The sequence below is a fragment of the Duganella radicis genome, from assembly GCF_009720825.1.
Classification (GTDB): Bacteria; Pseudomonadota; Gammaproteobacteria; order Burkholderiales; family Burkholderiaceae_D; genus Rugamonas; species Rugamonas radicis.
In genome coordinates this window covers 179,027-190,661 of record NZ_WNKY01000003.1, presented here as the reverse complement: position 1 = coordinate 190,661, position 11,635 = coordinate 179,027, and the positions used below count along the sequence as shown (strand labels likewise).

The following is an 11,635-nucleotide window of genomic DNA, read 5'->3' as shown; positions in this document are numbered from 1 at the left end:
GTCAGAAGGCGGCGATGCCGGTGATGGCGCGGCCCAGGATCAGCGCGTGGACGTCGTGCGTGCCCTCGTAGGTATTGACCACCTCCAGGTTGACCATGTGGCGGATGACGCCGAATTCGTCGCTGATGCCATTGCCGCCCAACATGTCGCGCGCCAGGCGGGCGATGTCCAGTGCCTTGCCGCAGGAATTGCGCTTCATGATGGAGGTGATCTCGACCGCCGCCGTGCCCTCGTCCTTCATCCGGCCCAGGCGCAGGCAGCCTTGCAGGCCCAGCGTGATTTCCGTCTGCATGTCGGCCAGCTTTTTCTGGATCAACTGGTTGGCCGCCAATGGCCGGCCGAACTGTTCGCGGTCCAGCGTGTACTGGCGCGCGCGGTGCCAGCAATCCTCGGCCGCGCCCAGCGCGCCCCAGGCGATGCCGTAACGCGCGCTGTTCAGGCAGGTGAACGGGCCTTTCAGGCCACGCACCTCGGGGAAGGCATTCTCTTCCGGGCAGAACACATCGTCCATTACGATCTCACCGGTGATCGAGGCGCGCAGGCCGACCTTGCCGTGGATGGCCGGCGCCGTCAGGCCGCGCCAGCCCTTCTCCAGCACGAAGCCGCGAATCGCGCCCTCGTCGTCCTTGGCCCACACCACGAACACATCGGCGATCGGGCTGTTGGTGATCCACATCTTGCTGCCGCTGAGTTCATAGCCGCCATGAACCTTCCTGGCGCGGGTGCGCATGCTGCCGGGATCGGAGCCGTGATTAGGCTCGGTCAGGCCGAAGCAGCCTATCCATTCGCCGCTGGCCAGCTTGGGCAGGTATTTCTGCCTGGTGGCCTCGCTGCCGAATTCGTTGATCGGCACCATCACCAGCGACGACTGCACGCTCATCATCGAGCGATAGCCGGAATCCACGCGCTCCACCTCGCGCGCCACCAGGCCGTAGCTGACGTAGTTCAGGCCGGAGCCGCCATAGGCTTCCGGAATCGTCACGCCCAGCAGGCCCAGTTCGCCCATCTCGCGGAAGATGGCGGGGTCGGTGCTCTCGTGGCGGAACGCTTCCAGCACGCGCGGCTGTAGGCGATCCTGGCAATACGCGCGCGCCGAATCGCGCACCATGCGTTCCTCTTCCGTCAGCTGCTGGTCCAGCAACAGTGGATCATCCCATTGAAATGCTGGCGAATTATGCTTGGAGCTCATTCCGTGTTCCTCAAAAGATTGGTCATGAGTCAATGTACCGTGCATAATCTGGGCAGACAAACGATTTGTTCGCACTCAATTGTGCGGAAAACTCACTCCGGAGACAGCGCCATGCGCAGAAAGATTCCTTCCACCGCCGCCCTGTCGGCATTCGAGGCGGCGGCGCGCCACCAGAGCTTCACCAAGGCCGCCGACGAACTGGCGCTGACGCAAAGCGCGATCTGCCGGCAGATCGGCACGCTGGAGGAGTTCCTCGGCGTGGCGCTGTTCCGCCGCAGCCGCCGTGGCGTGGTGCTGACCGACGCCGGCGCCGAGTACAGCCGCAAGGTCACCAGCCGGCTGGACGAAGTGGAGCGCGACGTGCTGGAACTGATGGCCAAGGGCGGCGCCGGCGGCGCGCTTGAACTGGGTGTGGTGCCGACCTTCGCCACCAAATGGCTGCTGCCTCGTCTGCCGCTGTTTGCGCGCCAGCATCCGGGCATCACCATCAACCTCAGCTCGCGCACCCGGCCCTTCCTGTTCGATGAAACGCCGCTGGACGCGGCGATCTACGCCGGCGAAGCCACCTGGCCGGGCACCGAGGGCGTGTTTCTGATGCGCGAACAGCTGGTGGCGGTGTGCAGCCCATCGCTGGGTCGGCCGGACTGGCGCCGCCACACGCTGCTGCAATCCAGCACCCGGCCCTACGTGTGGCGCGACTGGTTCGCCACGCGCGGCATGGAAGTGGAAGGCGACATGAGCGGCCCGCGCTTCGAGCTGTTCTCGATGCTGGCCGAGGCGGCGGCGCACGGCATGGGGATCGCCCTGCTGCCGCGCTTTCTGATCGATGACGAACTGGAACGCGGCGTGCTGGTGCTGGCGTCCAAGCACGAATACATGAGCGGCCGCTCCTACTACCTCACCTATCCGGAGCAGAAATCGGAAAACCAGGCGTTGACCGCCTTCCGCTCCTGGCTGGAAGCGCAGGCGCGGGAGTATCGCCAGTTGAGGGGACTGGATTAAACCATCTACTTCGGCGCCGCAGGCTTGGCGCGGCGTCCGCGCGTCGAGGGCCGTTCAGGCACAGTTTTACCGTACTTCTCCCACCAGGCCGCCAGCGCCTCCATGGTCGGCCCCAGGCCGCGCGCCTTGGCCGTTATCTCGTACTCGACACGGGGCGGCACCTCCGCGAACACCGTGCGCAACACCAGGCCATCCGCCTCCAGCTCGCGCAGCTGCGCCGTCAACATGTGCTGAGTGATGCCCGGAATCGCTTTGCGCAACTCGCCAAAGCGATAGACCCGCTGGTTCAGCAACCACATGATCTCCAGCTTCCACTTGCCGGAAAGCAGAGAGAACGCGCGTCTCATCTCGTCGTGCATGTTGATATCGGCGCTTCCATTAGTCTGGTTTTTCATACTATGAGCCATTTTTTCATCCTACTTGCGGGGTTTCATATTAGCCGACATGATTCAGGCAAGTCTACTGAATCAACTCAAGGAACCCACTCATGGCTGCAACCTACGCATACTGGATTAGTACCGCCTTACTGGCATTGCTCTATCTGGCGTCCTCGACGCTATACATCGTCAGAAAAGATTGGGTGCTTCAAACCCTGCGCGAGCTGAACTATCCGGCCAGCTACCTTGTGCCGCTGATGGCAGTCGTGAAAGTGCTGGGGCCGCTGGCCATCCTGTCGCGCTACAGCGTGCCGCTGAGCGACCTGGCCTATGCCGGCATGTTCTACCACCTGCTGTTGTCCGGTTCGGCGCATCTCGGCGTCCGCAAACCCAAGGGCGCGCTGCCGGCGGCGGTTGGCCTCGTGCTGCTGATCGTCTCGTTCACCACCCAAAACATTGCCCGCGACATCCCCTCGCCTTATGGCGTGACCGCGGCAATCCAACCAAGCCATTCTTAACTGCAAAGGAGAAACTCATGTCCCGACTTACCGGAAAAGTAGCCATCGTCACCGGCGCGGGGCGCGGCATCGGCCGTGCCACCGCCAAATTGTTCGCAGCGGAGGGAGCCAAAGTGGCGGTGCTGTCGCTCACACCCGCGAACGTGGACGCTGTCGTGGCCAGCATTACGGCGACCGGCGGCACTGCGGTTGGCATCCCGTGCGATATCGGCAACGCGGAACAACTCAAGGCGGCAATCGAGAAAGTGGCGTCCTTGTACGGCGGCATCGACATCCTCGTCAACAACGCCTTCGATCCAAGTGCGCCCTTCTCATCCATTCTCGACCTGTCGGCTGAACAGCTACAGCGCAACTTCGACCTGGGCCCGGTCGCCTATCTGCGCGCCATGCAGGCGGCCTACCCCCACCTCAAAAAGAGTGGCGAGGGACGCATCATCAACTTCGGCTCCATGGCCGGTGTGGTCGGCCTGGCCGGGTATGGCCCCTACAACATGGCGAAAGAGGCGGTACGCGCGCTGACGCGAACCGCCGCGCGCGAATGGGCTGCCGATAAAATCACCGTGAACAACGTACTGCCCGTCGCCGAGACATGGGGCCCGGAAGCCAATGTGCCGGCACCGACCAATCCTCTTGGCCGGTATGGATCGCCAGAAGAAGACATCGCGCCGGTCGTGCTCTTCCTGGCCAGCAAAGACAGCCAATTCATCACCGGATCAAGCCTCACCCCTGATGGCGGCTCCATCATCGACAGCGCCCGCTGATTTGCGAAAATAACAGGAAACGTCCGCCAGCGAGCAATGGAACTCATTCGTGCAAAAGGGCTCCAAGAACACGGTCGGTCAATCGGCTAATGGGAATCTGGAGCAACTCGGCGGCCCGTGAGATAGTAAAAATATCTTCGGACAACCCACGGAACGTCAGCGATTCAAACCGCCGGGGCCGCTCGCTGGGCAGCGCGCCAGGCTCGGATTTGCGCCACCCCTGCTGGCCAAACTGGATAAGCAAGGATCGATAACCAGCGTCACTCAACAACCCCAAATCTTTTAATCGCAGACTAATCATGGCCATGGAGACGCCGTAGGTCTTCTTGGCATTGAAAAGCTCTTGTGGATGCACTTTGGACCTTTGATGAACGCCGAACTCCAGCTTGACTTGCCCGGCCGGGAACAGGAATGCCGCGGCAAAACGGTGGCAACAACGCTCCTTGTCCTTCTCAGGCATATGCTGCGGAAGCTTCATTATCCAGTGCCCCAGCTCATGGGCAGCGGTAAAACGCATACGCTCGCCTGGCCTGTCACCGTTGAGCCCGAAGAGCACGTTGCGCTCATCGACAGTCGCCGCGCAAGCGCCGTCAAAGTTGTCGATCCCGTTTAGAAGAACGACTTTGAAACCTTGGTTCTCAAGAAGATCGATAAGGTCGGCAATCGCGTCATTGCCGACACCCCATTTCTTCCGCAACCACGTAGCAGCCGATTCAGCATCATCAATGGAATTGACCGCAACCGATCGTGCCGGAGTCAGCTTGATCGACAAATTCTCATCAAAACTTTTTTCCAACGAGAGATAGCGCTCCAGATGATCTCGCATCATTTCCTGGACTTGTTCCTGTCGATATGCCGGCATTCTGGAGAGCTTACGAAATTCAAGTGGTGCCAGAGAAACGGTATTGGAGCGGAAAAAATACTCCGGCTTCACCCCCAAGGCCTTGGACAGCTGCAATAGCCGGGTCGAACTTGGCACAGCAAGGCCCTTCTCGAACTTGCTGAGTCCTTGCTTGGTGATATCGCCGAGCTCTTGCGCCAAGGCCTCCAGAGTCAACCCTCTGGAAATTCTTGCTCGACGTATCCGTTCATGTATTGGGGTTCCCATGGTTGACAAACTACAGATCAAAAAAATATTTGTCAACCAACCGCCACCTCGATTACAACATGATTTGCGATGTGTGCTTTATCTTCTGCATCGGGATCTCGCTCTTGACGCTCTGCACCACTTTCAGACGGGTCAGGTAGAGCACCTGAAACTGCCGATAGGCGTCCAGGTCGGCGACGGCGACGCGCAGCAGGAAGTCGCAGTCGCCAGCCATCAAATAACACTCGGTGACCTGCGGCATGTCTTTTACGGCAGAGATGAAGGTGTTCACCGTCTTCTCGTCCTGTCCCACCAGCCAGACACGCGCAAACACCGTCATGCCCGCCCCCACTTTTGCCGGGTCGAGCAATGCCACATAGCGATCGATGATTCCCGCCTCCTCCAACAGACGCACCCTGCGCAGGCAGGGCGACGGCGATAGCCCTACGCGTTTGGCCAGGTCTACATTCGGCAAGCGTCCGTCCCGCTGAAGTTCGTTCAGAATTTTGTGATCGATTTTGTCTAGCTTTAACTCCATTTGAAATCCTTGGCATAAAAACGCACGATCTACAGAATATACGGCATACACATCCAATGTAGTGGCAAACCGTAGACAACAACGCACAAAAATTTCAACGAATTTAGCTCAGAATGCCAATTTTCTTGCAGAGATTGGTGACGATGACTAGCTTATTCAATTTTCCTGCGCGCCGGGGCTTGAGGGATGCATTACCTGTCATGGCAGGCTTTATTCCTTTCGCTCTGGTCCTGGGTGCGCAGGCAAGCAGCAAAGGGTTTAGCCCGATGGAAGTACCGCTATTGACCGGATTGAATTTCGGCGGCGGCTCCGAGTTCGCCGCCATTGCCCTCTGGAGCTCACCGCCACAACTGGCCCTGCTCGTCGCGATGACGTTCCTGATCAACAGTCGTCACCTGCTGATGGGCGCTGTGCTCGCGCCTCATTTGCGGCATCTTCCAAAGCGGCAGGCGCTACCTGCGCTCTTCCTCATGTGTGATGAGAGTTGGGCCATGGGGCTGGCGGATGCACAGGCCCGCGAGAAGCCAGGCGGGTTCAATCTTCGATACTATCTGGGCGCCTCAATCGGGCTGTATATGACCTGGGTGTTTTTCACCACACTCGGCGCCCTGCTCGGCCCCATGATCACAGACTTGGAAGCCTTCGGCTTGCAGATGGCTTTTCCGGCGGTCTTTCTGGTGCTGCTGCGAGGAATGTGGAAAGGCTTCGCACCTTCCCGTCCGTGGTTCATCAGCCTCGCCGTTGCGGCGATCACATATCGATCGGTACCTGGCGCCTGGTACGTCGCCGCCGGCGCGTTATCCGGACTGATCTCCGCGTATCTTTTTGCGGGGAGCAAGCGATGATCAGCTACACCACTGTACTGTCGATATTGGCAATGGCGGTCACCACCTATCTCACGCGGATACTTGGCTACCTCGCGCTACGCAACCGGACGTTAAGCCCGCGCGCCATGCAGGTACTTGAATCGGCGCCTGGCTGCGTGTTGATCTCGGTGATTGCACCACATTTCGTGAGCAATCGTGTAGAGGACTTGCTGGCGCTTGCCGTGACGGTGCTGGCTGCAACCCGCTTGTCCATGCTCCCCACTGTATTACTTGGCGTGACGACGGCAGGGTTGTTGCGCACGTTGAGCTTTTAAGAAAGGAAAAAAATGAACGCGTACCTTCCAAACCGTTCAACATCGGTGACTTTGCCGCGTCTGCGGGAAATGGCAAACGCCGGCGAAAAGATCGCCATGCTGACCTGCTACGACGCCAGCTTCGCAACGCTGATGGATCAATGCGGCGTTGATATGCTGCTGGTAGGCGACTCCTTGGGTAACGTCTGCCAGGGCCGTGGCACCACACTAGGGGTAAGCGTCAACGACATTGCGTACCATACGGAATGTGTCGCTCGCGGGAACCGCACTGCGTTTTTGACGGCGGATATGCCTTTCGGCAGTTACGGCACACCCCGGACCGCTTATGAGAATGCGGTCAAGCTGATGCAGGCCGGCGCGCAGATGGTCAAAATCGAGGGCGGCCTATGGCTACGCGATACCGTACAGTTTCTGACAGAGCGCGGCATACCGGTTTTCGCCCATCTCGGCCTGACACCGCAATATGTGCACCAGCTCGGCGGTTTCAAAGTCCAGGGGAAAACCGCCGAAGCGGCGCAACGCTTGAAAGATGAAGCGCTTGCATTGGAAGCGGCAGGAGCCTCCATGCTCCTGCTTGAAGCCATACCTGCCGCATTGGGCAAGGAACTGACCGAAGCGCTTTCAATGCCGACCATCGGCATAGGCGCCGGCCCTGATTGCTCCGGCCAGGTGCTGGTCATGCACGACATGCTGGATGTCTTCCCTGGCAAAAAAGCGCGCTTCGTCCGCAATTTCATGGCCGGACAATCGAGCATAGCGGATGCCATTCGTAGTTATGTCGTAACAGTCAAGGAGAAGTCCTTCCCGTCGACAGAACACTGCTTCTAGCGCGGCCGCTACAGCAGTTGGCAGGCTTCCTCGAATGGCAGGCGCGGGTGGCGTGGGAACAGGCCGTCAGGGTCGCCGTAGCCGAGGCCGCAGAGGAAGTTGACGCGCAGGGAGCTGTCGGCAAAGAACGTGTCGTTCACTCGTTGCTCATCGAAGCCGGAGAGCGGCCCGCAATCCAGCCCCAGCAGGCGCGCCGCCACCATCAGGTAGGCGCCCTGCAAGCTGCTGTTGCGGAAGGCGGTGTCCTGGCTGAGCTTGACGTTGCGGCGGAACAGATCGCCGGCTTCCGGCCGATGCGGGAACAAGTAAGGCATCCGCTCGTAGAAGCAGGTGTCGTAGGCAACGATGGCCAGCACCGGCGCCGTGCGGACTTTGTCGACGTTGGGCGCGGCCATCGCCGGCAGCAGCCGCTGGCGCGCCTCCTCGCTGCGCAGGAACAACACCCGCAGCGGCGAGCTGTTCATGCTGGTCGGGCCCCACTTCATCAGCTCGTACAACTCGCGCAACAGGCTGTCCGGCACCGGGCGCGGCAGCCAGCGATTCTGGCTGCGCGCCTCCAGGAACAGCCGCGCCTGCATCTCGGCGCTCATGTGCGCTGCGCGCCCACCAGCACGAAGGCAACCGTGACCGGCTTGTCGGTCTTGTTGCGCCACGCGTGGCGGGTGCCGTTCTGCACCACGATATCGCCGGGACGTACCAGCTTCTCTTCCCCATGGTCGAGCTCCAGCCAGATTTCGCCGTCCAGCACAAAGCCATAATCGACGCTGTCGGTGGTGTGCATGCCGGGATGGTCGGCTTCGAAGGTGTCGATCAGGCCGGGTGCGGCCGCCGCCAGTTGCGCGCCGGCGGCGGCGCCATCGAAGTCCGGTCGCATGAAGACCTCGGCCGGCGGAAACGCCACCACCAGCAGGCTGCTGCCGCCGGCGGCCGGCAGCAGCGAGCCGCCACCCAGCGTCGGGTCGGCGCCGTTCCACGGCACGCTGGCGCCCGGTCCGGTCGCCCACACTTGTGCGAAGGCGTGGCCGGCAATGGCGGGAATCACGCTGGCGCGCGGCGCCGGCGCATCCAAGGCAAAGATGGATGCGCCCTGGCCGTCGTGGCCGGTGACGATGCGTCGTATTTTCATGGTCTCCTCCTGTTTTTTGTATTATCGCAGGCCGTCGTTGCCCACTACGTCAGCCGCCGCCAGGCCGCCCAGGCGCGCATGCACGCGGCCGCCGGTCGCCATGGCCAGGCCGAATACGATCTCGTCACGGCGCGGACCGTCCCAGATCGTCATCTCGGCCGAACCGAAGTGGCTGCGCACGTAGGCCGCCTGCACATGGCCCAGTGGAACGATCAGGCGCGTGCCGATGCCAGCGATGGTCTTGGCCGACGGCACGATCGCCTTGGGCTGCCCCAGCGCCTCGCGCATGGCCCAGCCGCCCGCCTCGTGCCACACGGCGCCATGTTCCAGTTCGCCATCCTCGCCGACGATGGCGGCCTTGCCGTAGGCCTGCACCGCCTCCACGCCGCCCAGCGCGGCAATCGCGCGCGCCGACAGTTCGCTGCCCAGCTGGCGCAGTTCCGCCATGAACGGCAGCAGGTCCGGTTCATAGCGGCCGGTAAACGGGTTCTTCACCACCGCCGCCGCCACCGCCACCCGCAGCGGCGTGGCCAGCCGCGGCCCGCCCTCGTGCCAGCATTCCTCCACATCCAGTTTGTACTTCCGCACATTCACGAGCGACATGCAATTCTCCTCAGTCAGGCGGCACTGCGGCCGCAAAAGTATCCTGTCACCGATTATACATAGCAGTCATTTTTATGCAAACTAAATATTTTTGTGCACAAAATTAAAAATTAATCCTATAATCGTCTGCATCGTCGCCCGACATAGACCCAAGGAGAAAAGCATGAAACTGATTTCGTATCACCGCGCCGGCCAGGCGCACTTTGGCGCCGTCACTGCCAACGGCGTGGTGGAACTGACCCATCGCCTGAACGGCGTGCCAGATCTGGCGGCCCTGCTCGCGGACAACGCGCTGGTGGCGCAAGCAGGCCAACTGGTCGCCGCCGCCAAGGCCGACTATGCGCTCGACAGCGTGCAGCTGGCGCCAGTGATTCCGCGTCCCGGCAAGGTGGTGTGTGTCGGCATCAACTATGTGGAACACGCCGCTGAGGCCGGCCGCAAGGTGGGCCAGTATCCGGTGATCTTCCAGCGCTACAGCGAAACCCTGCTGGCGCACGAGGCGCCGCTGCTGCGCCCCAAGGCCTCGGCCGATTTCGACTTCGAGGCCGAGCTGGCCGTGGTGATCGGCAAGGGCGGCGCGCACATCGACCCGGCCGACGCCATGGAACACGTGGCCGGCTATACCTGCTTCAACGACGCCAGCGTGCGCGATTGGCAGTTCCACACCCACCAGTACGGCATGGGCAAGAACTTCGCCGCCACCGGCGCCATCGGCCCGTGGCTGGTCACCGCCGACGAGATCGCCGACTACCGCGAACTGACCGTCACCGGCCTGCTCAACGGCGAGCGCATGCAGCACGGCAAGCTGTCCGAGCTGGCGTTCGACATCCCGGCGCTGATCGCCTACATTTCCAAAGCGCTGCCGTGGAATCCGGGCGACATCCTGGCCACCGGCACCCCGAGCGGCATCGGCTTCAAGCGCACGCCGCCGGTGTTCCTGAAGGCCGGCGACCGCTACGAGGTGGTGATTTCGCAGATCGGCACCCTGTCCAATCCGGTGGCCGACGAAGCCTGACGCCATGCACGCCAACCTGATCGGCGGCGAGTGGGTGACCGGCCCCACCGTCCGCGAGAACCTCAATCCCTCCGATCTCGGCGAGCTGGTCGGCGTGTATGCGCAGGCCGACGCCGTGCAGGCGAGGCAAGCCATCGCCGCCGCCAGCGACGCCCGGCACGCCTGGGCCCATGCCGGCATCCAGCGGCGCGCCATCGCGCTCGACTTCATCGGCGCCGAACTGCTGCGCCGTCAACAGGACCTGGGCACCCTGCTGGCCCGCGAGGAAGGCAAGACCCTGGCCGAAGCGGTGGCCGAGGTGGCGCGCGCCGGCCACATCTTCAAGTTTTTCGCCGGCGAGGCGCTGCGCCAGCGCGGCGACAAGCTGGCCTCGGTGCGGCCCGAGATCGAGGTCGACATCACGCGCGAGCCGGTCGGCGTGGTCGGCATCATCACGCCGTGGAACTTTCCGATGGCGATCCCGGCCTGGAAGATCGCACCCGCTCTCGCCTACGGCAACACGGTGGTGTTCAAGCCGGCAGACCTGGTGCCCGGCAGCGCCTGGGCGCTGGCCGAGATCATCAGCCGCTCCGGTCTGCCGGCCGGCGTGTTCAACCTGGTGATGGGGCGCGGCGGCGTGGTCGGGCAAGCCATGATCGAGTCGCCGTCGGTGGCGGCGATCAGCTTCACCGGCTCGGTGGAGACCGGACACCGGCTGCTGGCCACGGCGGCCCAGCGCCGCGCCAAGGTGCAGCTGGAGATGGGCGGCAAGAATCCGCTGCTGGTGCTCAACGACGCCGATCTCGACACCGCCGTCGACTGCGCCATCCAGGGCGCCTATTTCTCGACCGGGCAGCGCTGCACCGCCTCGTCGCGCTTCATCGTGGAAAAAGGCATTTATCCGCGCTTTGTCCAGCGCATGCAGGAACAGCTGGCCACGCTGCAAGTCGGCCACGCGCTGCGCCCCGACACCCAGATCGGCCCGGTGGCCGACGCCGCCCAGCTGCGACAGGACCTGGACTATGTGGCCATCGGCCGCGACGAGGGCGCGCGGCTGGTCTTCGGCGGCGAGGCTTTGCAACGCGACACCGAAGGTTACTTCATGCGTCCCGCCCTGTTCGCCGACGCCGCCCCGGCCATGCGCATCGCCCAGGAGGAAATCTTCGGCCCGGTGGCCTGCGCCATCCCGGCCGACAACTATGAGCATGCGCTGGACATCGCCAACGCCAGCCCCTTCGGCCTGACCGCCGGCATCTGCACCAGCTCGCTGCGCCACGCCGCCCACTTCAAGCGGCACGCGCAGGCCGGCATGGTGATGGTCAACGTGCCAACCGCCGGCGTGGACTACCACGTGCCGTTCGGCGGCAGCAAGGGTTCCAGCTATGGCGCGCGCGAACAGGGCAGCTACGCGGCGGAGTTCTTCACCACCGTCAAGACGGCATATACAAAAGCATAAGCTCAGCAGATAATG

The 11,635-nt window shown here is 62.4% G+C and carries 15 protein-coding genes; 8 read left to right on the top strand and 7 right to left on the bottom strand.

The window, feature by feature from the left end; translation table 11 throughout:
• Nucleotide 1 precedes the first annotated feature (1 nt).
• Nucleotides 2-1,189: an acyl-CoA dehydrogenase gene (locus GM676_RS05485; protein WP_155462377.1), complete on the bottom strand. Its 1,188-nt coding sequence runs from the start codon at nucleotides 1,187-1,189 to the stop codon at nucleotides 2-4.
• 111 nt (nucleotides 1,190-1,300) lie between these two features.
• On the opposite strand from GM676_RS05485, the gene GM676_RS05480 reads away from it, so the two are divergent.
• The gene (locus GM676_RS05480; RefSeq protein WP_155462376.1) at nucleotides 1,301-2,191 is read left to right on the top strand and encodes a LysR family transcriptional regulator; all 891 of its coding nucleotides are present in this window, start codon (nucleotides 1,301-1,303) and stop codon (nucleotides 2,189-2,191) included.
• A 5-nt stretch (nucleotides 2,192-2,196) separates the two neighbouring features.
• On the opposite strand, the gene GM676_RS05475 is transcribed toward GM676_RS05480, so the two are convergent.
• Nucleotides 2,197-2,586, bottom strand: a complete 390-nt coding sequence (locus GM676_RS05475) for a winged helix-turn-helix transcriptional regulator (RefSeq protein WP_155462375.1) — start codon at nucleotides 2,584-2,586, stop codon at nucleotides 2,197-2,199.
• Between the two features lie 92 nt (nucleotides 2,587-2,678).
• Here GM676_RS05475 and GM676_RS05470 point away from each other — a divergent pair, with 92 nt between their 5' ends.
• Complete coding sequence (locus GM676_RS05470) at nucleotides 2,679-3,086, top strand: DoxX family protein (RefSeq protein WP_155462374.1); 408 nt, start codon at nucleotides 2,679-2,681, stop codon at nucleotides 3,084-3,086.
• Nucleotides 3,087-3,103: 17 nt separating this feature from the next.
• Nucleotides 3,104-3,847, top strand: coding sequence for an SDR family NAD(P)-dependent oxidoreductase (locus GM676_RS05465; protein ID WP_155462373.1), 744 nt, complete (start codon nucleotides 3,104-3,106; stop codon nucleotides 3,845-3,847).
• 43 nt (nucleotides 3,848-3,890) lie between these two features.
• Here the strand turns inward: GM676_RS05465 and GM676_RS05460 are convergent, their stop codons facing one another.
• Both GM676_RS05460 and GM676_RS05455 read right to left on the bottom strand, forming a co-directional pair.
• Nucleotides 3,891-4,955 carry a helix-turn-helix domain-containing protein gene (locus GM676_RS05460; RefSeq protein WP_155462372.1) on the bottom strand — a complete coding sequence of 355 codons (1,065 nt, stop codon included), beginning with the start codon at nucleotides 4,953-4,955 and terminating at the stop codon, nucleotides 3,891-3,893.
• A 52-nt stretch (nucleotides 4,956-5,007) separates the two neighbouring features.
• Nucleotides 5,008-5,472: an Lrp/AsnC family transcriptional regulator gene (locus GM676_RS05455; protein ID WP_155462371.1), complete on the bottom strand. Its 465-nt coding sequence runs from the start codon at nucleotides 5,470-5,472 to the stop codon at nucleotides 5,008-5,010.
• Nucleotides 5,473-5,585: 113 nt separating this feature from the next.
• Between GM676_RS05455 and GM676_RS05450 the strand changes: the two genes are divergently transcribed.
• Genes GM676_RS05450 through panB form a run of 3 tightly spaced genes read left to right on the top strand, consistent with a single transcriptional unit; the run spans nucleotide 5,586 to nucleotide 7,441 of the window.
• The gene (locus GM676_RS05450; protein WP_155462370.1) at nucleotides 5,586-6,317 is read left to right on the top strand and encodes an AzlC family ABC transporter permease; all 732 of its coding nucleotides are present in this window, start codon (nucleotides 5,586-5,588) and stop codon (nucleotides 6,315-6,317) included.
• A complete protein-coding gene (locus tag GM676_RS05445) occupies nucleotides 6,314-6,613 on the top strand; it encodes an AzlD family protein (protein WP_155462369.1) in 300 nt (99 codons plus the stop codon). The genes GM676_RS05450 and GM676_RS05445 overlap by 4 nt, the downstream gene beginning before the upstream one ends.
• Nucleotides 6,614-6,625: 12 nt before the next feature.
• Nucleotides 6,626-7,441 carry a 3-methyl-2-oxobutanoate hydroxymethyltransferase gene (panB, locus tag GM676_RS05440; RefSeq protein ID WP_155462368.1) on the top strand — a complete coding sequence of 272 codons (816 nt, stop codon included), beginning with the start codon at nucleotides 6,626-6,628 and terminating at the stop codon, nucleotides 7,439-7,441.
• A gap of 8 nt (nucleotides 7,442-7,449) precedes the next feature.
• Here panB and GM676_RS05435 read toward each other — a convergent pair whose 3' ends face one another.
• Genes GM676_RS05435 through GM676_RS05425 form a run of 3 tightly spaced genes read right to left on the bottom strand, consistent with a single transcriptional unit; the run spans nucleotide 7,450 to nucleotide 9,170 of the window.
• Nucleotides 7,450-8,031, bottom strand: a complete 582-nt coding sequence (locus GM676_RS05435) for a malonic semialdehyde reductase (RefSeq protein ID WP_155462367.1) — start codon at nucleotides 8,029-8,031, stop codon at nucleotides 7,450-7,452.
• A complete protein-coding gene (locus tag GM676_RS05430; RefSeq protein WP_155462366.1) occupies nucleotides 8,028-8,567 on the bottom strand; it encodes a cupin domain-containing protein in 540 nt (179 codons plus the stop codon). The genes GM676_RS05435 and GM676_RS05430 overlap by 4 nt, the downstream gene beginning before the upstream one ends.
• A gap of 21 nt (nucleotides 8,568-8,588) precedes the next feature.
• Nucleotides 8,589-9,170, bottom strand: a complete 582-nt coding sequence (locus GM676_RS05425) for an amino acid synthesis family protein (RefSeq protein ID WP_155462365.1) — start codon at nucleotides 9,168-9,170, stop codon at nucleotides 8,589-8,591.
• Nucleotides 9,171-9,333: 163 nt separating this feature from the next.
• Here GM676_RS05425 and GM676_RS05420 point away from each other — a divergent pair, with 163 nt between their 5' ends.
• Nucleotides 9,334-10,185, top strand: a complete 852-nt coding sequence (locus GM676_RS05420; RefSeq protein WP_155462364.1) for a fumarylacetoacetate hydrolase family protein — start codon at nucleotides 9,334-9,336, stop codon at nucleotides 10,183-10,185.
• Nucleotides 10,186-10,189: 4 nt separating this feature from the next.
• Nucleotides 10,190-11,620, top strand: a complete 1,431-nt coding sequence (locus GM676_RS05415; protein ID WP_155462363.1) for an aldehyde dehydrogenase family protein — start codon at nucleotides 10,190-10,192, stop codon at nucleotides 11,618-11,620.
• Nucleotides 11,621-11,635: the final 15 nt, after the last annotated feature.

Bases quoted from the DNA above. Each gene is read 5' to 3' on its own strand.
- GM676_RS05445 (WP_155462369.1), top strand. From the start codon at position 6,314: ATGATCAGCTACACCACTGTACTGTCGATATTGGCAATGGCGGTCACC.
- GM676_RS05470 (WP_155462374.1), top strand. From the start codon at position 2,679: ATGGCTGCAACCTACGCATACTGGATTAGTACCGCCTTACTGGCATTG.
- GM676_RS05465 (WP_155462373.1), top strand. From the start codon at position 3,104: ATGTCCCGACTTACCGGAAAAGTAGCCATCGTCACCGGCGCGGGGCGC.
- GM676_RS05485 (WP_155462377.1), bottom strand. From the start codon at position 1,189: ATGAGCTCCAAGCATAATTCGCCAGCATTTCAATGGGATGATCCACTG.
- GM676_RS05420 (WP_155462364.1), top strand. From the start codon at position 9,334: ATGAAACTGATTTCGTATCACCGCGCCGGCCAGGCGCACTTTGGCGCC.
- GM676_RS05435 (WP_155462367.1), bottom strand. From the start codon at position 8,031: ATGAGCGCCGAGATGCAGGCGCGGCTGTTCCTGGAGGCGCGCAGCCAG.
- GM676_RS05460 (WP_155462372.1), bottom strand. From the start codon at position 4,955: ATGGGAACCCCAATACATGAACGGATACGTCGAGCAAGAATTTCCAGA.
- GM676_RS05430 (WP_155462366.1), bottom strand. From the start codon at position 8,567: ATGAAAATACGACGCATCGTCACCGGCCACGACGGCCAGGGCGCATCC.
- panB (WP_155462368.1), top strand. From the start codon at position 6,626: ATGAACGCGTACCTTCCAAACCGTTCAACATCGGTGACTTTGCCGCGT.
- GM676_RS05475 (WP_155462375.1), bottom strand. From the start codon at position 2,586: ATGAAAAACCAGACTAATGGAAGCGCCGATATCAACATGCACGACGAG.
- GM676_RS05480 (WP_155462376.1), top strand. From the start codon at position 1,301: ATGCGCAGAAAGATTCCTTCCACCGCCGCCCTGTCGGCATTCGAGGCG.
- GM676_RS05450 (WP_155462370.1), top strand. From the start codon at position 5,586: ATGCCAATTTTCTTGCAGAGATTGGTGACGATGACTAGCTTATTCAAT.
- GM676_RS05455 (WP_155462371.1), bottom strand. From the start codon at position 5,472: ATGGAGTTAAAGCTAGACAAAATCGATCACAAAATTCTGAACGAACTT.
- GM676_RS05415 (WP_155462363.1), top strand. From the start codon at position 10,190: ATGCACGCCAACCTGATCGGCGGCGAGTGGGTGACCGGCCCCACCGTC.
- GM676_RS05425 (WP_155462365.1), bottom strand. From the start codon at position 9,170: ATGTCGCTCGTGAATGTGCGGAAGTACAAACTGGATGTGGAGGAATGC.